This window comes from Photobacterium leiognathi (genome assembly GCF_030685535.1).
Taxonomy (GTDB): Bacteria; Pseudomonadota; Gammaproteobacteria; order Enterobacterales; family Vibrionaceae; genus Photobacterium; species Photobacterium leiognathi.
Genome location: NZ_CP131601.1, coordinates 2,981,543 through 3,004,511, shown reverse-complemented (window position 1 = coordinate 3,004,511; position 22,969 = coordinate 2,981,543). Strand labels below are relative to the sequence as shown.

Below are 22,969 nucleotides of genomic sequence, written 5' to 3'. Positions count from 1 at the left end.
GTCTTTTTATGGAAAGATAAAAGCAAGACCCCTGATTATCTATATCAGAGGTATTGTTGTTTGTACTATTACGCCAGATGCGCTTTATTTAATTCAACCCAAGCCGCCATAAAGCAGACAATAAAAGACTGAACAAAGCCACGTAAGTCTTCATCACCTTGTACTAAGACATCATCTGCATTGGTTTCCATGTTAAAAGAGACTGAGCGCTCTTTAATGCTAAAAAAGACACGTCCGACTAATACTAAGTTTTCGCCGTTATTGTCTGGGTTATAGACTAATCCTGTGGCAATTTTATCGTGCTCTTCGACAGGTAGTGCACTGAACGCTAGCTTTTCTGCCCCTTCAAAGCCTAAACCCGCATATTGTTTACCTTGGCTGTCTTGTTTAAGTAACTGTTCGATAATTTGAATATATGTCGCTACGGCCTCTTCTGGAACGTCCTGAGTATTTACCTTCCCCATATCAAATGGCTGGTCATCTTCTACCATTACAACGCCATAGGTAAAATCGGTCATGCTTTAATCCTTTGATTTCTCTTCTGATCATTATGTTGTGATGAGTTACGTTAACGTAATTTAAGGCTGGTCGATAGTATTTATCTGTGTATGAGTAACAGGGTGTTCTGAGGATCACATTTATTCGGCGTTGCGTATTAAAACGGTTGCAAAAGAGTCGACTTATTAAGTTATGGCTATTACGCACTCAATAAGCTGTCACTTACTAACATTACTGTCAATAGTAAAGGTTGGTATTTGGGTTGCCATGTCACTAATGAGTTAGTTTGCCTGGAAAAAAGCTTAAAAAGCTGTACGGTTTTAAAGCGTTTATAATCAATAGGTTATGATTTACAAGGAAGGCTTTTGTTTAGCAGTGTGATTTGTGCATGTTTTTGCTGTATTTGACAGGAAAAGCTGATCTTTGGCGGCGGTAAAAGCAGCCTCTTGTGTTATCAATAAGAGACTGCTTTATTATGTTACTGGTTTAATTGGAATCTTTTGTTTTTGTTGGCATTTTTCTCAATGTACTCGATGATCATGCCTGCAATGTCTTTACCTGTCGCAGCTTCAATCCCTTCTAGGCCTGGTGATGAGTTCACTTCCATGATCAGTGGACCACGATTAGAACGCAGTAAGTCAACACCTGCCACGCTTAACCCCATCGCTTTTGCTGCTGCAATGGCCGTTTTACGCTCTTCTGGCGTAATGCGGATTAGTGAGGCGCTACCACCACGGTGAAGGTTAGAGCGAAACTCCCCTTCAGCTGCTTGGCGTTTCATTGAAGCAATGACTTTATCACCGATAACGAAACAACGAATATCAGCACCGCCAGCTTCTTTGATGTATTCCTGCACCATGATATTCGCTTTTAACCCCATAAAAGCTTCAATCACGCTTTCAGCGGCTTTTTGTGTTTCAGCCAATACCACACCAATGCCTTGTGTACCTTCAAGCAGCTTAATAACCAGTGGCGCACCACCGACCATTTTGATCAGATCGGGTACATCATCAGGCTTACTGGCAAAGCCTGTAATTGGCATGCCAACACCCTTACGACTTAATAGTTGTAGTGAGCGCAGTTTGTCACGAGAGCGCGAAATCGCAATGGATTGGTTTACTGGAAAAACGCCCATCATTTCAAACTGACGCAGTACTGAACAACCATAAAAAGTGATGTCAGATCCTATACGAGGAATGATGGCATCAAACCCTGTTAAATCATTACCTTCAAAATGGATAGAAGGCTTCACAGAGTTGATATTCATATAACAGCGTAGCGCATTAATAATAACGGCTTCATGTCCTCGTTGTTCACAGGCTTCAACAAGGCGACGGGTAGAGTATAGGTTAGCGTTTTGCGACAAAATGCCAATTTTCATTGCGTTACTCGCGACAAATAAAAAGAGATAGTCAGCAACCTAAAGTTTGGCGAACTTAAAATAAAAGGTTGCTGTATGAGCGGCGACTATGCGCTTAAAACGCTAAAAAATCGAGAGCCGTGAAGATGAATTTTTTTAATGATATGGAGTGATTTTATTTATTAAGAAAGTAAAAAGAATACTATGTTCTTTTTGATGTCATTAAAAGTAACATTGTTGTACTTATGCTTTGTTTGTGTTTTCCTGTAAAAGCTGTACATTGAATTTATTTTATTTTAATTCAATGAGTTATATGAGGTTTGTAGTGTTATTTTTAGTTATCGCGCGTTGGTGGTCACCTTTTAGGTGTTAAAGTTATTTAAAGGTGAGCGGTGTAGGCTTTGGGGGTAAAAAAAAGACGATATAATCGTCTTTTTTCTTTAAGTTGCTGTTTTATTGTCTATTCAAGCAGTAAATCGAGGGGCGTTTTACTTGCTCGTCCACCGATCTCTCGGGTGAGCTTAGGGACTAAATAACCAGATACCTTGGTAATTAAGCCTGCCATTAATTGGCGTGCGATTTCATCATCGACCATGAAGTGCGCCGCCCCTTGTACACGGTCTAATACGTGGAGGTAATAAGGCTGAATACCTGCATCAAATAAGGTTTCACTGAGATCGGTGAGCGCTGCTACCGAGTCATTAACGCCTTTTAGCAGTACACCTTGGTTCAGTAAGGTGACATTGGCTTGTTTTAGCTTCTGCATTGCTGTTTTTAGCGCATCATCGATTTCGTTAGCGTGATTAATATGAGTGACCAAAATCGTTTGTAGACGCGTCTCTGCCAGTATTTGGCATAATGCATCGGTAATACGATTAGGGATCACTACAGGCAGTCTGCTGTGGATACGCAGGCGCTTGATATGAGGGATTGCTGCGATATGTTCAATCAGCCATTGGAGTTCGTGATCCTTTGCCATTAACGGGTCGCCGCCAGATAAAATCACTTCATTAATTTCAGGGTGCGCTGCAATGTACTCAAGGCTTTGTTGCCACTGACGTTTATTACCTTTGTTATCGCTGTAAGGAAAATGGCGACGGAAACAATAGCGACAGTTAACGGCGCAACCACCTTTTACTATCAGTAAAACGCGGTTGTGATATTTATGCAGTAAACCAGGGATTTCGTTTTGCTGCTCTTCAAGCGGATCGACAGAGTAACCTTGGTGCACTTCGAATTCTTGCGCTAACGGTAAAATTTGGCGTAAAAGTGGATCATAAGGGTTGCCGATTTCCATTTTATCAACAAAGCTCAATGGAACACGGAGCGCAAACAGCTTCCTTGCAGCGAGGCCATTTTCCCATGGTGTGGGATCAATTTTGAGCAATTTTAGTAAAGTAAATGGATCAGATATCGCATTCGATAGATCATTCAGCCAGTTTTGCTCAACAGATGGCGCGTTTAGGGGTATGATATGCGACATTAAATACAACTCGAAGATGTTAAGAGGATTAGAATGGCGTCTTTCAGCACCAATGAATTCCGCGGCGGAATGAAAATTATGCTAGATAATGAACCATGTGTCATTATCGAAAACGAATTTGTTAAGCCTGGTAAAGGCCAAGCGTTCAACCGCGTACGAATCCGTAAACTAATTTCTGGTAAAGTTCTTGAGAAGACTTTCAAATCAGGTGAATCAGTTGAAGCTGCGGACGTAATCGATACTGATCTTGATTACCTATACAACGACGGTGAATTCTACCACTTCATGAACAACGAAACGTTCGAGCAAATCGCTGCTGACGTTAAAGCTGTTGGTGAGAATGCTAAGTGGTTAGTTGAGAACAACACTTGTACGCTAACACTTTGGAACGGTAACCCAATCGCTGTTACTCCACCAAACTTCGTTGAGCTAGAAGTAACTGAGACAGATCCTGGTCTTAAAGGTGATACACAAGGTACTGGCGGTAAACCAGCAACACTAAGCACTGGTGCTGTTGTTCGTGTACCTCTATTCATCGCTATTGGCGAAGTGATCAAAGTTGACACTCGTTCAGGTGAATACGTAAGCCGTGTTAAGTAATTAACGGGTTTATATCGTTATTAAGTTAACGAAGAAAGAAGGTCGCATTAGCGGCCTTTTTTTGTGCCTGTTAGTGAGCCTAGTTAAGGGAAGGGCACGTTGTTCAGATAATAAAAAAGCACCGACTAGCGGTGCTTTTTAAGCGCGTCTTTTGATTAAATCATGAAGACGAAGATGATCGATAGCGCAGTGATTAAAAACGCTAATGCGTAACACACGACTTTACCAACAACGCCTGCATGAATTTTTAAATCATGCATACCGTGGTGAACACGGTGCATTGCATGCCACATTGGTAGCGACAGGGTTGCGATAACAAATAGCGCACCGATAAAGCTTGTTGCGAAATCAGCAGCGCGATCATAAGTCATCGCTTCAGGGCTGATCACGCCAAGTGGAACCAAAATACCGAGTACTAAAACAGTGACTGGCGTGATCATTGCAAACCAAGTACCGCCAGCACCAAACAGACTCCACCAAACTGGCTCGTCAGAACGTTTAGGATGTAAATTAACCACGACGGACTCCTTAAACTATTGCAAGAACAAACAAGGTAATAACAGCAACCACTGCCCACTGAGCAAGAATGATAATTTTCTTATCAAGTTTCTTACCCTTGATGCGAATAGGCATTACCTGCGGCATCATGTTGAAGTAGGTAAAGGCGTGGAACAGGCTACCTGCTAGGGCAAGAATATTCAGTAGAATAACCACTGGATTTGCCATGAAGTTTAGCCAGCTTTGCCATGCTTCAGGACCTTTAACTAGGCTACCTAAACCGAATGTTAAGCAGATAGTAAAAAAGATCAGAGGTAGTACAGTTGCTTCGCGGATCATGTAGAAGCGATAGAAAGAGCTGTCTTTCCACCATGTACGCTTCATCTCACGAACGTAAGGTTTACGGTTGCTCATCCTTATGCCTCCATTGGTTTGATCATTGTAATAACGAAATCTTTAGAAGATTCCACTTTGCCTTGGTTAACAGCCGCAGCTGGATCAACACTCTTAGGACATACTTCAGAACAGTAACCTACGAATGTACAACCCCAAGCACCGTTTTCACCATTGATAAGCTCCATACGCTCATCTTTACCATTGTCACGGCTATCAAGGTTGTAGCGGTGAGCAAGGGTTAGCGCAGCAGGGCCAATAAACTCTGGGTTTAAACCAAACTGAGGACAAGCGGCATAGCACAGGCCACAGTTGATACAGCCAGCAAATTGCTTGTATTTTGCTAATTGCTCAGGCGTTTGCAGGTTCGTACCGTCTTCCGGTGTACGATCGTTACCAATGATGTATGGCTTGATTGCTTCAAGACGCTCAATGAATGGCGTCATATCAACAATTAAGTCTTTCTCTATCGCGAAGTTCGCTAATGGCTCGATTTTCACGCCGTTAGGGTAGTCACGTAAGAAGCTCTTACAAGCGAGCTTTGGCACACCGTTTACCATCATGCCGCAAGAGCCACAGATAGCCATACGACAAGACCAACGGTAAGACAGATCTTTATCTAGGTGATCTTTAATGTAACCAAGTGCATCAAGAACAGACATGGTTTCATTGAAAGGTACTTCGAATTTCTCAAGGTACGGTTCTGCGTCTTTTGCTGGGTCATAACGCAGAATTTCAACCAGTTGAATGCGATTTGCTGACATTATGCCTGTTCCTCTTGTTGCTCAGTTACTGCTGGTGCTTCAGCGGCGTCTTTTGCTGCTGCTTCATCGGCTGCTGCACCGTATAGACGTGCTTTTGGCTGCGACTTAGTGATAGTGACGTTGCTGTAATCGATGATTGGTGCATCGCCATTGTTGTAGAACGCTAAGGTGTGTTTTAGGTAGTTAACATCATCACGCTCAGTACAACCGTCATCAAGGCGTTGGTGTGCACCACGAGATTCTTTACGATTGATCGCAGAGTGCGCCATCGCTTCAGCCACTTCTAGGCCGTAACCCACTTCGATTGCGTATAGCAGATCGGTGTTAAATACTTTGCCTTTATCTTTGATAAAGATGTGCTTGTAGCGCTCTTTTAGCTCAGCAAGTTTCTCAATCGTAGCTTGCATCAAATCTTCTTGGCGGTAGATACCACAACCCGCTTCCATGGTATGACCCATTTCAGTGCGGATATCAGCCCAGTTCTCGTCGCCTTCTTGTGCCATTAGGCCATCGATACGCGCTTGAACAGCATCGATTTGTGCATTGATAGAAGCGTCGTCCCAGCCTTTAAATTCAGCGGCATGTTTCACGGCGTTCTCACCCGCAACACGACCAAATACTACGAACTCAGCCAGTGAGTTAGAACCTAGACGGTTAGCACCGTGAAGACCAACAGAAGCACATTCACCTACTGCAAATAGACCTTTAATGCGCGTTTCACAATGTGCGTCAGTTTCAATACCACCCATGGTGTAGTGCACCGTTGGGCGAATTGGAATTGGCTCTTTAGCTGGATCGACGTTGACGTAAGCTTTTGCTAGTTCACAGATAAACGGTAGACGCTCATGTAAGTACTCTTCACCTAGGTGGCGAAGATCAAGGTGTACCACATCACCTAGAGGGTGCTTGATGGTGTTACCTTTTTGTTGTTCATGCCAGAAAGCCTGTGACACTTTGTCACGTGGGCCTAATTCCATGTATTTGTTCTTTGGCTGGCCTACTGGTGTTTCAGGGCCCATACCGTAGTCTTGTAGGTAACGGTAACCGTTTTTGTTAACGATGATACCGCCTTCACCACGACAACCTTCTGTCATCAGGATACCTGTACCCGGAAGACCTGTTGGGTGGTACTGAACAAATTCCATGTCACGAAGTGGTACACCATGACGGTAAGCCATAGCCATACCATCACCGGTTACGATACCGCCGTTGGTGTTACAGTGGTAAACACGACCAGCGCCACCGGTTGCTAGGATCACTGATTTTGCTTTAATGCAGATCAGTTCGCCTTCAGACATGTGAATTGCGATAAGGCCTTGTACTTCACCTTCTTCAACTAGAAGATCAACCACGAAGTATTCGTCAAAACGTTTGATTTGAGAGTACTTAATAGATGTTTGGAATAGGGTGTGTAGCATGTGGAAGCCAGTTTTATCAGCGGCAAACCATGTACGCTCAACTTTCATACCACCGAAACGACGAACGTTTACTTCACCGTTTTCTTTACGGCTCCATGGGCAGCCCCATTGTTCCATTTGGATCATTTCGCGCGTTGCGTTCTCAACGAAATATTCCACAACGTCCTGTTCACATAACCAGTCACCACCGCCAACGGTATCGTTGAAGTGGTTATCTAGGCTATCTTCGTCCTTGATCACGGCAGCAGAGCCACCTTCCGCCGCAACGGTGTGCGAACGCATTGGGTACACTTTTGAGATCAGTGCAATTTCTAGTTCTGGGTTAGCTTCTGCAGCAGCGATGGCAGAACGTAGGCCTGCACCACCTGCGCCGATTACAGCGATATCTGTGGTAATAGTCTTCACAGCTATCCTCCGAAGGTAAGACGGTAAAAAAACTAAAAAGATGCGGTCAGCGCATCTTTCCTTGAAATCCTGAGCGCATTCTATGAAACCTTGTTATTAGATAAATTGATTTAGACGCAAGTTTTTACCGAAATAGTCAAAAAATGTAAGAAGATTACAAATGGTGTGATATTTGTCACAATTGATCATGTTTTTAAATTGTTTATCTCTTTGTATTTATTGGTTTTTATGTTTCTTAAATGTTAATTAAATCCAGTTTCAATAAAACTTAAAAGGCGTAGAGGGGCGATTAACAAAGTGATAGATAACGATAAACCGGTATTAATGAGCTGATTGTTTGATAACAAAGAAAAAGCGGGAAGGTGGGAGCTAAAGGTATATTTTTGCTGATGGTATCGCGATTTTTTATTCATAATGTATTCATATCTTCCATGAAAAAGAGAAAACCAAAGGAATAAGCGACGTATATTCCTGAGCTCTGATAAAATAATGCCATTGTCACTATTTCATGAAAGAAGAAACGTTATGTCTACTTGGCAGCCTACGGCCTCGATTGCGCAGTTAAAACAACGCGCTCATTTGTTAGCAGTTATTCGTCAGTTTTTTGCTGAGCGTGAGGTAATGGAAGTCGATACGCCTGCCATGAGCCAAGCGACCGTGACTGATATTCACTTACATACTTTTCAAACCGAGTTTGTAGGGCCGGGTTATGCTGATGGGCAAACGTTATATTTAATGACCAGCCCTGAATTTCACATGAAACGACTGCTTTCTGCTGGCAGTGGCGCGATTTACCAGATCTGTAAGTCATTTCGAAATGAAGAATCAGGCCGCTACCATAACCCAGAATTCACCATGTTAGAGTGGTATCGCCCGAACTTTGATCATCACTTATTAATGGATGAGATGGACGATTTGCTGCAATTGGTCCTAGGTTGTGGCGCAGCTGAGAAGATGACGTATCAACAAGCCTTTATTGATCAACTAGGGGTATGCCCTTTAACTGGCTCAATGACAGAGCTTAAAGTGGCGGCAGCAGCCCTTGGATTGTCTGATATTGCCGAGCCAGAAGAAGATCGCGATACCTTATTACAACTGTTATTTAGTATTGGTGTTGAAGGTAAAATTGGTCAGCAAGTGCCAGCGTTTGTGTATGACTTTCCAGCTTCACAAGCGGCATTAGCACAAATTAACCCAACGGACTCTCGTGTGGCAGAGCGTTTTGAAGTGTATTTTAAAGGCATTGAATTAGCGAATGGCTTCCATGAACTTGCCAATGGCGATGAGCAATTACAGCGCTTCGAAAAAGACAACCAAAAACGTATTGAGATGGGATTACAACCTCAGCCAATTGATATGAATCTCGTTAATGCATTGCGTGCTGGTTTCCCTGATTGTGCGGGGGTGGCGTTAGGGATTGATCGCTTGATCATGCTAGCAATGGGGCTTGATCATATTGAGAAAGTCACCGCCTTTCCGATTGATCGCGCATAACTTACAGCCTGATTGAAACACTACGTTTCTGAAGACACAAAAAAGCACGGTATTAACCGTGCTTTTTCATATAAGGTAAATCAAGCTGATACATCTGAGTGTGGTTGAACAGTCAGAGGGAACGGTATCAGGGCGACCGCAGATTTACCTAAAACAGCTTAAATTCATTTAGATAGTCAGCAAGTAGGATTTCAAGGCATCTTATCTTCAGCTCATAAATATAGATAATTTAGTATTTAAATGCAAATAGTTATCACTATTATTTGCGGAGCGGTCTATTCAACAATAATTCGAGCATTAATCGGTTGTACTGGGCGGTTATTGTTACCCATGATTTGATTTAGTTTCTCGGTTTGATCTTTTGAGCTGTATTGTGGTGTTTCTAATACAAACCAGCGCACACCTTCAGTACATGGTGGTGTCGTTAGTGAGCCATTGAATTGATAATACTCACGTTCACGAGGAAGAAGGTTATTCGGGCTCAGATCATCGGTGAAGTCGATGGTATTACCTTTAGTTGGGATGTTTTTGAGTAAAGAGCTAAGAGCATTGTTCTCACGTAGGCCGTTTTCAAACATCACAGCAATAACTGCAATATTGCCTTTATCATCCATATTCACAAAATGCGCTTCTAATGGGTATTGTTTACCATCGATGTAGTTTTCAGATGGTGTATGGAAGTGAAACTGCTTTAAGGTATAGGTATCCCCATCGACAATCAGCTTGTTATCACCGCTGACCTTTGCTTCTACAGTGTGACCGTTATTGGTGATACTGGTGATTTTACCGTTGTACTCAATACGCAGTGGCGCGAGGTTCGCTTTGAGTGCTGAAGTAATGTTTATCGGGCTTTGGTTCTTGCCTAAGCCACAGGTTGGGTAACTGTCAGACCAGTGCTCGGTGCTATTGCCATATCCCCAGTCAGCCGCTTGTGCAGATAGAGATGTTCCTGCAAGCAGGGCTAAAAGAAGAGCAGATGTTTTTTTTATCATGGGAGTACCTTTGTTGTATCGCGTCATTGAGAGAAAGCGCGGCTCGTCTAGATTGACAGATTATTATCTGAAATAACGATGTTTATTCTATTTAGGTATGATGGTAAGTCGAATGCGATAGAAAGGAAAATCAGATTATCTTTTTTGCGGGTTCAAAATTTTAGAATCTAGGAAGTATCGCTGAATCTTCAGTGAAATAGCGGTAAGAAAATGAAGCTATCTGCGATTAAGATACGTGTTGTGTATTTGAGGTAATAAAAAAGGGCTGTGTTCAGCCCTTTTTCTATTGCTTGTTAAATCACTGCTCTGGAGTGATCTGCTCAGCGTAAGGTTGACCCATACGTGTCGTTTGTAGTGGTTTCATCTCTTCTACAAAACGGATGGTATCTTTCGGGAATAGGTTGATTACCGTTGAACCAAGTTTAAAGCGACCCATTTCTTCGCCTTTTTTCAGCACAATTGCTTCTGTACCTGTTGTTGGGTAGTCCCAACGACGTACTTCTGGACCTGTTGGTGGTGTTACCGTACCAGCCCATGTGGTTTCGATGCTACCAACGATAGTTGCGCCAACAAGAATTTGTGCCAATGGGCCAAACTCAGTATCAAAAATACAGACTACGCGTTCATTACGTGCAAATAGGTTTGGTACGTTTTCCGCTGTTAGCGGGTTAACCGAGAATAAATCACCTGGTACATAAATCATCTGGCGTAGAGTACCGTCACATGGCATGTGTACGCGGTGATAATCGCTTGGTGATAGGTAAAGTGTCGCAAAGTCACCACCGATGAACTCATCAGCAAGAGCTTTATCGCCACCTAATAGTTCACAAGCATCAAAGTAGTGACCCTTTGCTTGAAAGAGGCGACCTTCTTTAATTGGACCCAGTTGGCTTACACAAGCATCGGCAGGATGACTAATAATACGAGCATCGCCATTGATAGGACGCGCGCCATCTTTTAATTCACGAACAAAGAAAGCATTAAAGGTTGGGTAAGCGGCTGGATCGGGATTGCGTGCTTCCGCCATATCAACATTGTATTGTTTGATGAACCAGCGAATGATCGCAGTGGTTACTTTACCGCCTTCTAATGAAGCCAGTTTTCCCACTAAACGCGTTAGCGCATGCTTTGGCGTGCAATATTGCAGACCAATCTTAATCTTATCTAGCACAATTAATCTTCCGAAAAATATCACTTAATCAATAGTCTAGTTATTCTTTTGATGTTCGTGAGAATAACCCGAACAGGCAATAATACCTAACTCTTTAGGGAAAGTCAGTTTATCTGCGTTAGTGGAGAAGGTTTTGAGAGGAGATTCAAAGGATAAGGGGATCCCCTAAGTGCACAGAGATACGCACTTAGGGTAAGTGTTTAATCGGGTTTATTGCGAGAGAACTGACGGTTAGCGATGTTTTCTGACATGCTATCAATGATCTTGTGATAGCTGTTAAAACGCTCTTCACTGATCTCGCCTTTCTCTACGGCTTCACGAAGAATACAGCCAGGATCGTCTTTGTGTTTACAGTCGCGGAACTTACAACCACCAAGATAATCTTCAAACTCAATAAAGGCTTCGGTTACTTGCTCTGGCTCTAAGTGCCATAAACCAAACTCACGAACTCCAGGAGAATCTATCAGATCGCCGCCTTCTGCAAAGTGATACAGGCGTGCAGCTGTAGTTGTGTGTTGACCTAAACCAGAGTTTTCAGATACATCACCGACATCCGCTTCGACTTCAGGCATCAGTGCATTCACCATACTTGATTTACCCACGCCAGATTGGCTTGCGAAAATACTGGTATGATCTTTTAAGTCTTGTTTTAAGCCATCAAGTCCTTCACCTGTATTGGTGCTGACTAAACGAACGTGGTAGCCAATTTTTTCGTAAAGAGAAAGCGTCTTTTCCACCGCTTTGCGTTCTTCAGGATTAAGTAGATCGACTTTATTCACCACAATAAGCGGTTTAATACCGATAGTTTCTGCGGCAATAATGTAGCGGTCGATAATATTTAGAGATAGCTCAGGTAAAATCGCTGACACAATCACAATGCGATCGACATTGGCTGCAACGGCCTTTACACCGTCATAGTAATCAGGACGAGTTAGCATGGATTGACGCTCATGCACGGCTTCAACCACTCCGGCAATACCTTGCAGGGTTTCTACACCAGGACGCCATACTACGCGATCGCCAGACACCAGGCTTTGGATGCTACGACGAAGGTTGCATCGGTGAATAATGCCTGTTTCGGGATCTTCTACATCAGCATGTTGACCGAAGCGCGTGATCACGAGCCCCTCACGCGCACTTTCCAATAGGGCTTCATCCCATTGGACTTCATCTTTATCGCGATTTAGGCGTTTATTTTGGTTTGAGCGAACGCGTCGGCTCTGACCTTTAGTTAGCTTTTTCTTTTTTGCCACAAGAATATCGTTCAGTTTGGTTAGCTTTCGGTATTATCATACATGGTTTAGTCACAAAATAGGCAATATCGAATGACAATCAGCGATAAGAATCTTATTTGGATCGATCTGGAGATGACAGGTTTAGATCCAGAAACCCATAAAATCATTGAAATAGCGACGATTGTTACTGATCCTCAACTAAACATTTTAGCTGAAGGGCCAGTACTTGCGATTCATCAATCGGAAGAAGAGCTCGCAAAAATGGATGACTGGTGCACTAATACACACACGAATAGTGGATTAGTTGATCGTATTCGTAAAAGCACCGTAACCGAGCAACAAGCGGTAGCGCAAACCATCGCATTTTTAGAACAATGGGTGCCTAAAGGCGTTTCACCTATCTGTGGTAACAGTATTGGTCAAGATCGTCGCTTCTTGTATAAGCACATGCCTGAGCTTGAGCAATACTTCCATTATCGCTATTTAGATGTGAGTACGCTAAAAGAATTAACCCGTCGATGGAAACCAGAGCTATTAGATGGTTTTAGTAAAAAGGGCAGCCACTTAGCGCTAGATGATATTCGCGACTCAATTGATGAATTACGCTACTATCGAGAGAATATTTTTACAATTTGATGCTTAAATCAGCACTTGAAAAAGAAAATTCTTTTTTTTCTTCAGAACCCTTGCATCAGTAAATTTTAGTCGTATAATGCGCAGCCTCGAAAGGAGATAACGTGTTTGTTTCCTTTCAATAAAAATCGGACGCGGGGTGGAGCAGCTTGGTAGCTCGTCGGGCTCATAACCCGAAGGTCGTTGGTTCAAATCCGGCCCCCGCAACCACTGCGACACTAGCTCAGCTGGTAGAGCGCAACCTTGCCAAGGTTGAGGTCACGAGTTCGAACCTCGTGTGTCGCTCCAAATTGCAATTCATGGCTACGGCGGTGAATGAAAATAGTTGTCACCCAACTTAAAACAGGTGCAAAATCGGACGCGGGGTGGAGCAGCTTGGTAGCTCGTCGGGCTCATAACCCGAAGGTCGTTGGTTCAAATCCAGCCCCCGCAACCACTGCGACACTAGCTCAGCTGGTAGAGCGCAACCTTGCCAAGGTTGAGGTCACGAGTTCGAACCTCGTGTGTCGCTCCAAATTGCGTTTATGGCTTGTTAGCGGTAAGCGAAAATAGTTGTCACCCAACTTAAAACAGGTGCAAAATCGGACGCGGGGTGGAGCAGCTTGGTAGCTCGTCGGGCTCATAACCCGAAGGTCGTTGGTTCAAATCCGGCCCCCGCAACCACTTGCGACACTAGCTCAGCTGGTAGAGCGCAACCTTGCCAAGGTTGAGGTCACGAGTTCGAACCTCGTGTGTCGCTCCAAATTGAAATTCATGGCTACGGCGGTGAATGAAAATAGTTGTCACCCAACTTAAAACAGGTGCAAAATCGGACGCGGGGTGGAGCAGCTTGGTAGCTCGTCGGGCTCATAACCCGAAGGTCGTTGGTTCAAATCCGGCCCCCGCAACCACTGCGACACTAGCTCAGCTGGTAGAGCGCAACCTTGCCAAGGTTGAGGTCACGAGTTCGAACCTCGTGTGTCGCTCCAAATTGAGTTTCATGGCTTCTGCGGTAAACGAAAATAGTTGTCACCCAACTTAAAATAGGTGCAAAATCGGACGCGGGGTGGAGCAGCTTGGTAGCTCGTCGGGCTCATAACCCGAAGGTCGTTGGTTCAAATCCGGCCCCCGCAACCACTGCGACACTAGCTCAGCTGGTAGAGCGCAACCTTGCCAAGGTTGAGGTCACGAGTTCGAACCTCGTGTGTCGCTCCAAATTGCGTTTATGGCTTGTTAGCGGTAAACAAAAATAGTTGTCACCCAACTTAAAACAGGTGAAAAATCGGACGCGGGGTGGAGCAGCTTGGTAGCTCGTCGGGCTCATAACCCGAAGGTCGTTGGTTCAAATCCGGCCCCCGCAACCACTTGCGACACTAGCTCAGCTGGTAGAGCGCAACCTTGCCAAGGTTGAGGTCACGAGTTCGAACCTCGTGTGTCGCTCCAATTTGATAGTTCATGGTGAAAACGGTGAACGTTAGGTGAAAGACCTAGCTATGCGACACTAGCTCAGCTGGTAGAGCGCAACCTTGCCAAGGTTGAGGTCACGAGTTCGAACCTCGTGTGTCGCTCCAATTTGATAGTTCATGGTGAAAACGGTGAACGTTAGGTGAAAGACCTAGCTTATGCGACACTAGCTCAGCTGGTAGAGCGCAACCTTGCCAAGGTTGAGGTCACGAGTTCGAACCTCGTGTGTCGCTCCAATTTGATAGTTCATGGCGAAAGCGGTGAACGTTAGGTGAAAGACCTAGCTATGCGACACTAGCTCAGCTGGTAGAGCGCAACCTTGCCAAGGTTGAGGTCACGAGTTCGAACCTCGTGTGTCGCTCCAATTTGATAGTTCATGGCGAAAGCGGTGAACGTTAGGTGAAAGACCTAGCTTATGCGACACTAGCTCAGCTGGTAGAGCGCAACCTTGCCAAGGTTGAGGTCACGAGTTCGAACCTCGTGTGTCGCTCCAATTTGATAGTTCACGGTGAAAACGGTGAGCGTTAGGTGAAAGACCTAGCTTATGCGACACTAGCTCAGCTGGTAGAGCGCAACCTTGCCAAGGTTGAGGTCACGAGTTCGAACCTCGTGTGTCGCTCCAATTTTATACTTAACCAACAGGTTGAGTTCATCATCGACTTGTTCGATGAACTATTGCTGTGAAGTAATAGTCCTAATGTAGTATTCCTGGGGTATTCGATTACCGATATCATCAGTGTACTGCTTCAAGTGTTTCTAGTTCCGACTACGAAGCCCACTTAGAAGCGATCGGCTTCGACAACATCTTTTATTTTGTATCGCAACCTTCTATAAGGTTGTTTTGCTGTCTCAGCAAAATACAAAGTATGTCATGTTGTTTTATCACGCTGTAAAGGCGTACGCTCTTTTCCTTAGTTATGGTTATAAATCAGTAATGTTGATACCGCATTGCTGTACAACTTTTAGCTTAAATCGCTTTGAGTTGGTTCATTAATCTCAGTTTAGCGTAGTATTTCACCGTTATATCACAATAGAATTAACAGAGTTATCCACACTATTATTTCTGTGGGTAAGTTGGTTGATTAGATGTGCTGATGATATGTTAGTAACTTTGAAATGTTATTTGAATACTGTTTAATTAACATTATTCACAGTGACTTATTAGCAGTATAACTGTTTGTTTTAAATGGTTAAGTTTCATATTTATACCGACTTTTCAACAGTTGTTCTTCGGTATACATCTTTGGGATAACTATCTTAATTATGTTATCCACTCCCTGTGTTTAATCTTTATCTATCCCCATAATATTTACCTCCCTTTAAAAGTTTTCCACATATCCCCCGTGTGACTTATGCATCTCGTGGTAATCCTTTCTCGATGATCCGTACTAAGCGTTTGGTTTTTGTCGGTAATATTTCTAGTTCACTTTGCACTTTTTTGAGCTCTTGTTGCTCTAATGCCCACTCGATATGAATATCGAGCAAATCACTTAAACCTTGTCGTGTTGAAAGTGCTTCAATGATCTCTGATTGATAAGGGGCGTTACCAAGTGCAATGGTGATATTTCTTAACCATTGAATATGACCAATACGGCGGATCGCGGAGCCTTCGGTATTTTTTAAGAAGGTTTTTTCATCCCATGCATATAAGGTAAGCAGATCTTGTTGATATAAGCTATCTCGACAATGGTAGTCAACTTCATTGGTTAGCTGACCATGACGATTAACAGGGCATACAAGTTGGCAATCATCACAACCGTAAATACGATTGCCCATTGCAGTGCGATATTGCTCTGGGATCACGCCATCAAACTCAATGGTGATATATGATATACAACGACGTGAATCGATGACCCCTTCTTCGACAATCGCTCCGGTTGGACAACTGGTGATACAAGCTACGCATTTACCGCATTGCTCTTCGGTTGGAATATCAACAGGCAGCGGAATATCTACCAATAACTCGCCTAAGAAGAACCATGAACCTGCTTGCTCGTTTAAGATCAGTGAGTGTTTCCCTGTCCACCCTAGTCCCGCTTTTTGCGCTAAAGGACGTTCTAATATTGGCGCTGAATCAACAAACGGGCGACAGCCAAATTGACCAACCACTTGTTCGATACGTTGGCCTAGTTGTTTTAGGCGGTTGCGGATCAATTTGTGGTAATCACGACCTAATGAATATCGACTAATATAGGCCTTGTGTGGTTGCTTTAAGGTTTGAGCGAAACCAGCATCAGGTGGAAGGTAATTCATTCTCACACTGATCACGCGGATGGTTCCCGGTAACAGTTCTGCAGGGCGCGCACGCATCATGCCATGGCGTGCCATCCAATCCATTTCACCGTGATAACCAGCATCGATCCAGCGCTGTAGCTCTGCTTCGTGTTGTGACAAATCAATATCGCTGATGCCGACTTGCTGAAAGCCAAGCTCTTGTCCCCAAGTTTTGATTTGATCAGCAAGCTGTTGATAATCGATAGTCATAACTGAGCTCTGTATTGCGCTAAATGAAAGGGGGCGCATTCTAGCATATTCCTGTTGGGATCATAGGGAGATCTACGACAGGAGAATGGGAGAGTTACCTCAGAAGTGAAGGAATTAGAGAAATAAAATTAACTATTCTTATTTTGGGTTCAGTATAGTTGCTGCTAGGTTGAAAAGGTCATTATCCATGAAGATTATCAATTCTATTCCTCAAGCTTTGTATCTTTCAGAGCAAGTTAAACAGGGTGAAAAACAGCTAGCTACGCAACATGCGATCACTTTGTACCAGTTAATGGAATCAGCAGGACAAGCTGTTTTTGAGCTTATTGGTTCGTTGTATCCTCAATGCTCAGCGCTATTGGTGTGCTGTGGTAAAGGAAATAATGGCGGTGATGGTTATGTCGTTGCGCGAATAGCACAGCAAGCAGGACTAGACGTTACTGTTTGGGAGATGGAAACGGTTGAGCGTTTATCATCTGATGCGACGAAGGCTCGACAGCGCTGGCTTGCTACTGGCGGCAATACGATTAAAGAGCCGCCCATTGAACAGTATGATTTAATCATCGATGCCTTACTCGGCATTGGTATTCACGGCGCGCCTCGTTTAGATATTGCTGAACGTATCATTTGGATTAACCAGCAAAAAACACCTATTATTGCTGTCGATGTACCATCAGGCTTGTGTTCTGATACAGGGGCAGTGTTAGGAAAGGTGATTAAGGCTTCACAAACATTGTCGTTTATCGGTTTTAAACAGGGATTGGTAACAGGGCAAGCCGCACAATATTGTGGTGAGCGTTATTTTTCATCTCTCGATGTCGGTGAAAATTTATCTCAAATAACCTCTCCATCTGCATTGCGTGTTACCGCTGATATGTTACTTCCGTTATTACCCATTCGCTCACGTGTTGGACATAAAGGCTCTTATGGGCGCGTGTTATGTGTGGGGGGATCTCATGGTATGGCGGGGGCTATAAGACTATGTGCGGAGGCTTGTGCCCGTACTGGTGCCGGGCTTACGGCTGTTGTGACACAACCTGACAATGTATTGTCAATTGTCACTGCCAGACCTGAGATAATGGCGGTAGGTTGGCAAGAAGAGTCAAATGAAGTCTGTGACAGATTGGCTTGGGCTGATGTTTTAGTGTTGGGGCCTGGACTTGGCACGTCGCCATGGAGCAAAGCTTTGTTTGCTAGTTGTCATCATACCGATAAGCCCTGTGTGGTTGATGCGGATGGGATTAACTTATTGGCAAGTACGCCAGATTTTAAAGTGAATCGCATTATTACGCCTCATCCTGGCGAAGCGGCGCGGTTATTGAATGTGTCTGTTGCGGATATCGAAGCGGATCGCTTTTCTGCGATCAAGCAATTGCAACAAAACTACGGTGGCGTGGTGGTGCTAAAAGGGGCTGGCACATTGATCTACGATGGTGAAACATTGTGGGTATGCACGAGCGGTAACCCAGGTATGGCGACAGGCGGGATGGGAGACGTATTATCAGGTATTATAGGTGCCTTGCTTGGTCAAGGGTTAAGCTTGGTTGAAGCTGCCTATGCTGGTGTATGGATCCATGCTCAAGCTGCAGATTTGTGTGCGCAAAGCGGAGAGCGTGGTATGCTGGCATCCGATTTATTTCCGTTTATTCGTCAACTAATCAATCCAAGATAAAAACCATGCAAACATTTGAAACTTTTCTTGCTGATGAGCAGGCAACTGTAGATTTTGGCCTTAAGCTGGCTAAAGCCTGTACGCAACAAACAACGATTTATCTTCATGGCGATCTGGGCGCAGGCAAAACCACATTTAGTCGTGGTTTCATTCGTGCGTTAGGTCATCAAGGTAATGTTAAGAGTCCAACCTATACTCTAGTTGAACCTTATGATCTTGCTCCTTGGCAAGTGTATCATTTTGATTTGTATCGCCTTGCAGATCCTGAAGAATTAGAATTTATGGGAATTCGTGATTATTTCACCCATGATGCTATTTGCTTAGTGGAGTGGCCTGAAAAAGGGGAAGGGTTATTACCTCAACCTGATCTTGAATTAGAAATGTGTTATCACGGTGAGCAGAGGAAAGTATTGATCCGCGCTAAGACGGAATACGGCGCAACATTGATCAATCATTTGAAGTTGAGTTAATTAGGATGGCGTTACGGACGTATTTAAAGCTCCTTGTCGTAGGAGCAGGGTTAGTTAGTTCAACCTCCGTTTTTGCAAATGAACTAAAGGGAGTGAGAATTTTACCAGCACCAGATGAAACACGTGTTGTGTTAGATCTGCAAAGCAAGGCGGATTATTCTCATTTCTCGTTAGCGGGGCCTTCTCGTTTAGTGGTGGATTTAAAAGACACCTCAATTAAAACTAAACTGCCTATTACCGTTAATAAAAGCGATATTTTAACCAAAGTTCGTAAAAGTACTGCGCCTGAAAAAGGGGCTACACGACTGGTTTTTGAAATTAAGCGTGGTGTAACGCCGAAAATCTTTTCTTTGTCGCCAACAGGCAACTACGGGTACCGTCTGGTTTTAGACATTCCAAATGGTAGTGCGAAAACTGTCGGCGCTAAAGAAGAGAAAGCAGAAGAGCAAGCGACCGCCAATAACTTAGCGAAAATGCCATCAGGAACTGCAGATATCGTGGTTGCTGTCGATGCTGGTCACGGTGGTGATGATCCTGGTTCTATTGGTCCAACACGTAAATACGAAAAGAATGTGACATTAGCGGTAGCTAAAAAGTTGGCTGCTAAAATTAATGCCACAACAGGTATGCGTGCGGTATTAACGCGTCGCGGCGATTACTTTGTTCCGCTAGGTAAGCGTTCTGAAATTGCGCGTAAGAATAAAGCCCTACTTTTAGTTTCTATTCACGCTGATGGCTTTACGAAACCGCAACCTCGTGGTGCATCTGTATGGGTATTAAATACACGTCGTGCGAATACTGAAATCGGTCGTTGGTTAGAGCAAAGCGAGAAACAATCAGAGCTACTTGGTGGTGGTGATGTATTGTCTAACAACACCAAAGATAAGTATCTTGGTCGTGCAGTGCTTGATTTGCAGTTTAGCTACTCGCAAAAGGAAGGTTACGATGTGGCTAGCCGTGTGCTTCGTGAATTACGAAAAGTGGCACGTCTACATAAAACATCACCACAGTACGCAAGTTTGGCTGTTTTAAAGTCACCGGATATTCCATCGCTATTGGTTGAAACGGGCTTTATTACTAACCCAACGGAAGAGCGCTTACTAAATACCGCGTCTCACCAAAACCAATTAGCGAATGCCGTGTACAAAGGCGTACTACAGTATTTTGAAGCGAATCCACCGGAAGGCACATTGTTTGCGTCACGCCTAAAAGGTCGAGGCAGTAAACACAAGGTGACCTCAGGTCAATCACTGAGTGGGATTGCGCAGAAATATGGGGTATCGATGGCATCAATCAAGGCGGCGAATAACCTGAAGTCAGATTCAGTGAATATTGGTCAAGTGTTGATTATTCCAAGTAACATTAAAACGGCGTCGTCTTCGGCGCCTGTTAAGGCGACTACCTCGTCAACGGCTGCAAAATCGACATCAAGTACGAAGTCATCGGCTTCGACAAAAGTTATTGTGCATAAAGTGGTTCGCGGTGAGTATTTAGGTAAGATTGCTCAAAAATATGGTGTTACCATGAGCAGTATCCGCCAACTTAACCGCCTAAAATCAGATAATGTCATGCTTGGGCAGAAACTGAAAATCGCAGTACCAGCACCGAAATATGTGCACCATAAGGTTCAGCGTGGTGAGTTTTTGAGTAAGATTGCGGATAAATATGGTGTATCAGTTGCAACTATTCGTGCTACGAATAAGCTACGTTCTGATAAACTAGCTGTAGGACAGACGCTAATCATTCCAAGAAGTTAATTATGCCGATTCAGATTTTACCCGCTCGGCTGGCTAACCAGATTGCAGCGGGTGAAGTTGTTGAACGCCCAGCTTCTGTAGTCAAAGAGCTTGTTGAAAACAGTTTAGATGCTTGTGCAACTCGGATCGATATTGATATCGAAAAGGGGGGCAGCCACTTTATTCGTATTCGCGATAATGGAAAAGGGATCCCTAAAGACGAACTCAGTCTGGCCCTTAGCCGTCACGCCACTTCTAAAATTACTACCCTTGATGATCTGGAAGCGATCGTAAGCTTAGGCTTTCGTGGTGAAGCGCTTGCCAGTATCAGCTCCGTTTCTCGTTTAACGTTAACTTCACGTACCGAAGCGCAAGAAGAAGCGTGGTCAGCCTATGCTGAAGGGCGAGACATGGAAGTGCAGTTAAAACCTGCGGCCCATCCGGTAGGGACAACCCTAGAAGTTCTCGATCTTTTCTTCAATACGCCAGCTCGCCGTAAGTTTTTAAGAACAGAAAAAACCGAATTTAATCATATTGATGAATTGATCAAACGTATCGCATTAAGCCGTTTTGATGTTGCTATCACGTTGCGTCATAACGGTAAGATCATTCGCCAATATCGCGCAGCACAAACCGATATTCAAAAAGAGCGTCGTTTAGCCACCGCTTGTGGCTCTGGCTTTTTACAACATGCTTTGGTGGTGGAGTTAGCTCACGGAGATTTAAAACTCTCAGGTTGGGTATGTAGCTCGCAAGGTGCGCGTGCACAAAACGATATTCAATATTGTTATGTGAATGGGCGGATGATGAAAGATAAGCTGATCAACCATGCGATCCGTCAGGCGTATGAATCGAGCTTACGTGCCGATCAATATGCGGCATACGTGCTTTATATTGATGTCGATCCGCATCAAGTGGATGTCAATGTGCATCCTGCTAAACACGAAGTTCGTTTTCATCAAGCCCGTTTGGTGCATGATTTTATCTACCAAGCTTTGCAAAGTGCGCTTCAACAAGGCGCGTTAGAAGAAGATCAACACCATTATCAATCACCTACTCGCGCGAGTGCGCAAAGTATAGAGGTGGATGAAGATGGCGTGGTGATTGAGCCGTTATCGCAAGTCACACAGCGTGTAGCACAAGCAATTGATGCAACGCCGGATTATCCTAATAAGTTACCAGCAGCACAGTGGCAAAGCGACGTGTCATCACAAGCTTCCTATGCTAATGACTATGATATAGGTAAGGAATCATCTGCAGTGGCTACGGCAAGTGTTGTTGGGCGATCTCAATCTAATGGCGCTTCTCATTCAACACCTTATCAGCCATCACAACGAGATCCTCGTGAGCATCAAAGTTATGAACATAACGCGAGTGAATCACGTAGTGGCAATTATGAAAGTCGAAGCTATGCAGCTACAAGCCAAGCTAAATCAGCATCTCCATCACGCCCTGTGCAACCTGAAGGGCCGACGCCTGCAGAGATTAAAGCTTATCAACAGTTATTAGAAACTGAAGCGCCAGCGGAAACACAACAGGTGACACCTGAAGTTCGACCTTCGGAATCACGTGTTGCAGAGCCGCGCCGTGAGTGGCAAGCCACAGCTCCACAGCCTGTTGTATCGGTGAAGCAAAATGCCCTTGGCGGTAAAGCGACAGGGTTAGGCAAAGCATTGTGCTTGGTGGATGAGCGTTATTTATTGATGCATCAAGATCCACAAGTGGTATTACTTTCGTTAGATAAAGCAGAGTATTTGCGTTATATAGGCCAATTTCGTTTAGCGCAGACGGAAGGGTTAAAACCACAGCCTCTGTTGATCCCATTATCCGTTCCCGTTGAGGGCGATTTAATTGCATGTGCCGAGCAACATGCTACGTTACTTAAACAACTCGGCATTCAACTGAAAGCAAAAGGAAAAAATGGCATTATAATCATGTCAGTTTGTATGCCGTTAAGGCAGCAAAACCTTCAACAGTTGATCCCAAATTTGTTAACCTACCTGCTTGCGGTCAGTGAAGATCAAGAAGCCCAAGGGTGGGACAAGTTATTAAATTGGTTAGCTGAACAATGCATTAGTCCTGTGGCAAATTACAGTTTGTCGCAAGCCATTCAGCTAGTCTCTGAATTAGAGCAACTATGGGGAGAGCTATTGGTGGATCATCAAAGCCAATTACTTCGACCAGTAGACATGCAAGCAGCAATAGAAGCATTTAAATAAT

The 22,969-nt window shown here is 44.1% G+C and carries 18 protein-coding genes and 17 tRNA genes; 24 read left to right on the top strand and 11 right to left on the bottom strand.

Annotated elements, in window-relative coordinates; translation table 11 throughout:
- Nucleotides 1-68 precede the first annotated feature (68 nt).
- The 3 genes from Q7674_RS20615 to epmB form a co-directional block, all read right to left on the bottom strand.
- Nucleotides 69-518, bottom strand: coding sequence for a hypothetical protein (locus Q7674_RS20615; protein WP_008986069.1), 450 nt, complete (start codon nucleotides 516-518; stop codon nucleotides 69-71).
- Between the two features lie 458 nt (nucleotides 519-976).
- Nucleotides 977-1,879 (bottom strand): 30S ribosomal protein S6--L-glutamate ligase, encoded by a 903-nt coding sequence (rimK, locus tag Q7674_RS20610; RefSeq protein ID WP_008986070.1) that lies wholly within the window; start codon nucleotides 1,877-1,879, stop codon nucleotides 977-979.
- A 439-nt stretch (nucleotides 1,880-2,318) separates the two neighbouring features.
- A complete protein-coding gene (gene epmB, locus Q7674_RS20605; protein WP_045065586.1) occupies nucleotides 2,319-3,341 on the bottom strand; it encodes an EF-P beta-lysylation protein EpmB in 1,023 nt (340 codons plus the stop codon).
- 33 nt (nucleotides 3,342-3,374) lie between these two features.
- Between epmB and efp the strand changes: the two genes are divergently transcribed.
- Entirely contained in the window at nucleotides 3,375-3,941 is a 567-nt protein-coding gene (efp, locus tag Q7674_RS20600; RefSeq protein WP_008986072.1) for an elongation factor P, read from the top strand.
- 155 nt (nucleotides 3,942-4,096) lie between these two features.
- Here efp and frdD read toward each other — a convergent pair whose 3' ends face one another.
- Genes frdD through frdA form a run of 4 tightly spaced genes read right to left on the bottom strand, consistent with a single transcriptional unit; the run spans nucleotide 4,097 to nucleotide 7,419 of the window.
- Nucleotides 4,097-4,459 (bottom strand): fumarate reductase subunit FrdD, encoded by a 363-nt coding sequence (frdD, locus tag Q7674_RS20595; RefSeq protein ID WP_008986073.1) that lies wholly within the window; start codon nucleotides 4,457-4,459, stop codon nucleotides 4,097-4,099.
- A 10-nt stretch (nucleotides 4,460-4,469) separates the two neighbouring features.
- Complete coding sequence (gene frdC / locus Q7674_RS20590) at nucleotides 4,470-4,853, bottom strand: fumarate reductase subunit FrdC (protein ID WP_008986074.1); 384 nt, start codon at nucleotides 4,851-4,853, stop codon at nucleotides 4,470-4,472.
- Between the two features lie 2 nt (nucleotides 4,854-4,855).
- The gene (locus Q7674_RS20585; RefSeq protein ID WP_045065588.1) at nucleotides 4,856-5,596 is read right to left on the bottom strand and encodes a succinate dehydrogenase/fumarate reductase iron-sulfur subunit; all 741 of its coding nucleotides are present in this window, start codon (nucleotides 5,594-5,596) and stop codon (nucleotides 4,856-4,858) included.
- The gene (frdA, locus tag Q7674_RS20580; RefSeq protein ID WP_045065591.1) at nucleotides 5,596-7,419 is read right to left on the bottom strand and encodes a fumarate reductase (quinol) flavoprotein subunit; all 1,824 of its coding nucleotides are present in this window, start codon (nucleotides 7,417-7,419) and stop codon (nucleotides 5,596-5,598) included. Before frdA ends, Q7674_RS20585 begins: the two co-directional genes overlap by 1 nt.
- 525 nt (nucleotides 7,420-7,944) lie before the next feature.
- Between frdA and epmA the strand changes: the two genes are divergently transcribed.
- Entirely contained in the window at nucleotides 7,945-8,913 is a 969-nt protein-coding gene (gene epmA, locus Q7674_RS20575) for an elongation factor P--(R)-beta-lysine ligase (protein WP_107229666.1), read from the top strand.
- Between the two features lie 275 nt (nucleotides 8,914-9,188).
- Here the strand turns inward: epmA and Q7674_RS20570 are convergent, their stop codons facing one another.
- The 3 genes from Q7674_RS20570 to rsgA all read right to left on the bottom strand — a co-directional run bounded on the left by Q7674_RS20570 (nucleotide 9,189) and on the right by rsgA (nucleotide 12,329).
- A complete protein-coding gene (locus tag Q7674_RS20570) occupies nucleotides 9,189-9,905 on the bottom strand; it encodes a carbonic anhydrase (protein WP_023932152.1) in 717 nt (238 codons plus the stop codon).
- A 298-nt stretch (nucleotides 9,906-10,203) separates the two neighbouring features.
- Nucleotides 10,204-11,076 (bottom strand): archaetidylserine decarboxylase, encoded by an 873-nt coding sequence (asd, locus tag Q7674_RS20565; RefSeq protein WP_045065593.1) that lies wholly within the window; start codon nucleotides 11,074-11,076, stop codon nucleotides 10,204-10,206.
- 200 nt (nucleotides 11,077-11,276) lie between these two features.
- On the bottom strand, nucleotides 11,277-12,329 hold the full coding sequence (rsgA, locus tag Q7674_RS20560) for a small ribosomal subunit biogenesis GTPase RsgA (protein WP_305423235.1): 1,053 nt from the start codon (nucleotides 12,327-12,329) through the stop codon (nucleotides 11,277-11,279).
- Between the two features lie 72 nt (nucleotides 12,330-12,401).
- Between rsgA and orn the strand changes: the two genes are divergently transcribed.
- From orn to Q7674_RS20470, 18 genes are all read left to right on the top strand, one after another.
- Nucleotides 12,402-12,947 carry an oligoribonuclease gene (gene orn / locus Q7674_RS20555; RefSeq protein WP_008986081.1) on the top strand — a complete coding sequence of 182 codons (546 nt, stop codon included), beginning with the start codon at nucleotides 12,402-12,404 and terminating at the stop codon, nucleotides 12,945-12,947.
- 130 nt (nucleotides 12,948-13,077) lie between these two features.
- A tRNA-Met gene (locus Q7674_RS20550) sits at nucleotides 13,078-13,154 on the top strand.
- A gap of 2 nt (nucleotides 13,155-13,156) precedes the next feature.
- Nucleotides 13,157-13,232: transfer RNA gene (locus tag Q7674_RS20545), tRNA-Gly, on the top strand.
- 71 nt (nucleotides 13,233-13,303) lie between these two features.
- Nucleotides 13,304-13,380, top strand: a tRNA-Met gene (locus Q7674_RS20540).
- A 2-nt stretch (nucleotides 13,381-13,382) separates the two neighbouring features.
- Nucleotides 13,383-13,458, top strand: a tRNA-Gly gene (locus Q7674_RS20535).
- A 72-nt stretch (nucleotides 13,459-13,530) separates the two neighbouring features.
- A tRNA-Met gene (locus Q7674_RS20530) sits at nucleotides 13,531-13,607 on the top strand.
- Nucleotides 13,608-13,610: 3 nt separating this feature from the next.
- A tRNA-Gly gene (locus Q7674_RS20525) sits at nucleotides 13,611-13,686 on the top strand.
- Nucleotides 13,687-13,757: 71 nt separating this feature from the next.
- Nucleotides 13,758-13,834: transfer RNA gene (locus Q7674_RS20520), tRNA-Met, on the top strand.
- Nucleotides 13,835-13,836: 2 nt separating this feature from the next.
- A tRNA-Gly gene (locus Q7674_RS20515) sits at nucleotides 13,837-13,912 on the top strand.
- Between the two features lie 71 nt (nucleotides 13,913-13,983).
- A tRNA-Met gene (locus Q7674_RS20510) sits at nucleotides 13,984-14,060 on the top strand.
- Nucleotides 14,061-14,062: 2 nt separating this feature from the next.
- A tRNA-Gly gene (locus Q7674_RS20505) sits at nucleotides 14,063-14,138 on the top strand.
- Between the two features lie 72 nt (nucleotides 14,139-14,210).
- A tRNA-Met gene (locus Q7674_RS20500) sits at nucleotides 14,211-14,287 on the top strand.
- A gap of 3 nt (nucleotides 14,288-14,290) precedes the next feature.
- Nucleotides 14,291-14,366, top strand: a tRNA-Gly gene (locus Q7674_RS20495).
- A 52-nt stretch (nucleotides 14,367-14,418) separates the two neighbouring features.
- Nucleotides 14,419-14,494, top strand: a tRNA-Gly gene (locus Q7674_RS20490).
- A gap of 53 nt (nucleotides 14,495-14,547) precedes the next feature.
- Nucleotides 14,548-14,623 (top strand) — tRNA-Gly (locus Q7674_RS20485).
- Between the two features lie 52 nt (nucleotides 14,624-14,675).
- Nucleotides 14,676-14,751: transfer RNA gene (locus tag Q7674_RS20480), tRNA-Gly, on the top strand.
- Nucleotides 14,752-14,804: 53 nt separating this feature from the next.
- Nucleotides 14,805-14,880: transfer RNA gene (locus Q7674_RS20475), tRNA-Gly, on the top strand.
- A gap of 53 nt (nucleotides 14,881-14,933) precedes the next feature.
- A tRNA-Gly gene (locus tag Q7674_RS20470) sits at nucleotides 14,934-15,009 on the top strand.
- A gap of 728 nt (nucleotides 15,010-15,737) precedes the next feature.
- Here the strand turns inward: Q7674_RS20470 and queG are convergent.
- Nucleotides 15,738-16,871, bottom strand: a complete 1,134-nt coding sequence (queG, locus tag Q7674_RS20465) for a tRNA epoxyqueuosine(34) reductase QueG (RefSeq protein ID WP_045064942.1) — start codon at nucleotides 16,869-16,871, stop codon at nucleotides 15,738-15,740.
- Between the two features lie 187 nt (nucleotides 16,872-17,058).
- Between queG and Q7674_RS20460 the strand changes: the two genes are divergently transcribed.
- Genes Q7674_RS20460 through mutL form a run of 4 tightly spaced genes read left to right on the top strand, consistent with a single transcriptional unit; the run spans nucleotide 17,059 to nucleotide 22,968 of the window.
- Nucleotides 17,059-18,543, top strand: a complete 1,485-nt coding sequence (locus Q7674_RS20460; RefSeq protein ID WP_045064941.1) for an NAD(P)H-hydrate dehydratase — start codon at nucleotides 17,059-17,061, stop codon at nucleotides 18,541-18,543.
- A gap of 5 nt (nucleotides 18,544-18,548) precedes the next feature.
- Nucleotides 18,549-19,013, top strand: coding sequence for a tRNA (adenosine(37)-N6)-threonylcarbamoyltransferase complex ATPase subunit type 1 TsaE (gene tsaE, locus Q7674_RS20455; protein ID WP_008986084.1), 465 nt, complete (start codon nucleotides 18,549-18,551; stop codon nucleotides 19,011-19,013).
- A gap of 5 nt (nucleotides 19,014-19,018) precedes the next feature.
- Nucleotides 19,019-20,770: a LysM peptidoglycan-binding domain-containing protein gene (locus Q7674_RS20450; RefSeq protein WP_305423231.1), complete on the top strand. Its 1,752-nt coding sequence runs from the start codon at nucleotides 19,019-19,021 to the stop codon at nucleotides 20,768-20,770.
- A gap of 2 nt (nucleotides 20,771-20,772) precedes the next feature.
- Nucleotides 20,773-22,968: a DNA mismatch repair endonuclease MutL gene (gene mutL, locus Q7674_RS20445; RefSeq protein ID WP_305423230.1), complete on the top strand. Its 2,196-nt coding sequence runs from the start codon at nucleotides 20,773-20,775 to the stop codon at nucleotides 22,966-22,968.
- Nucleotide 22,969: the final 1 nt, after the last annotated feature.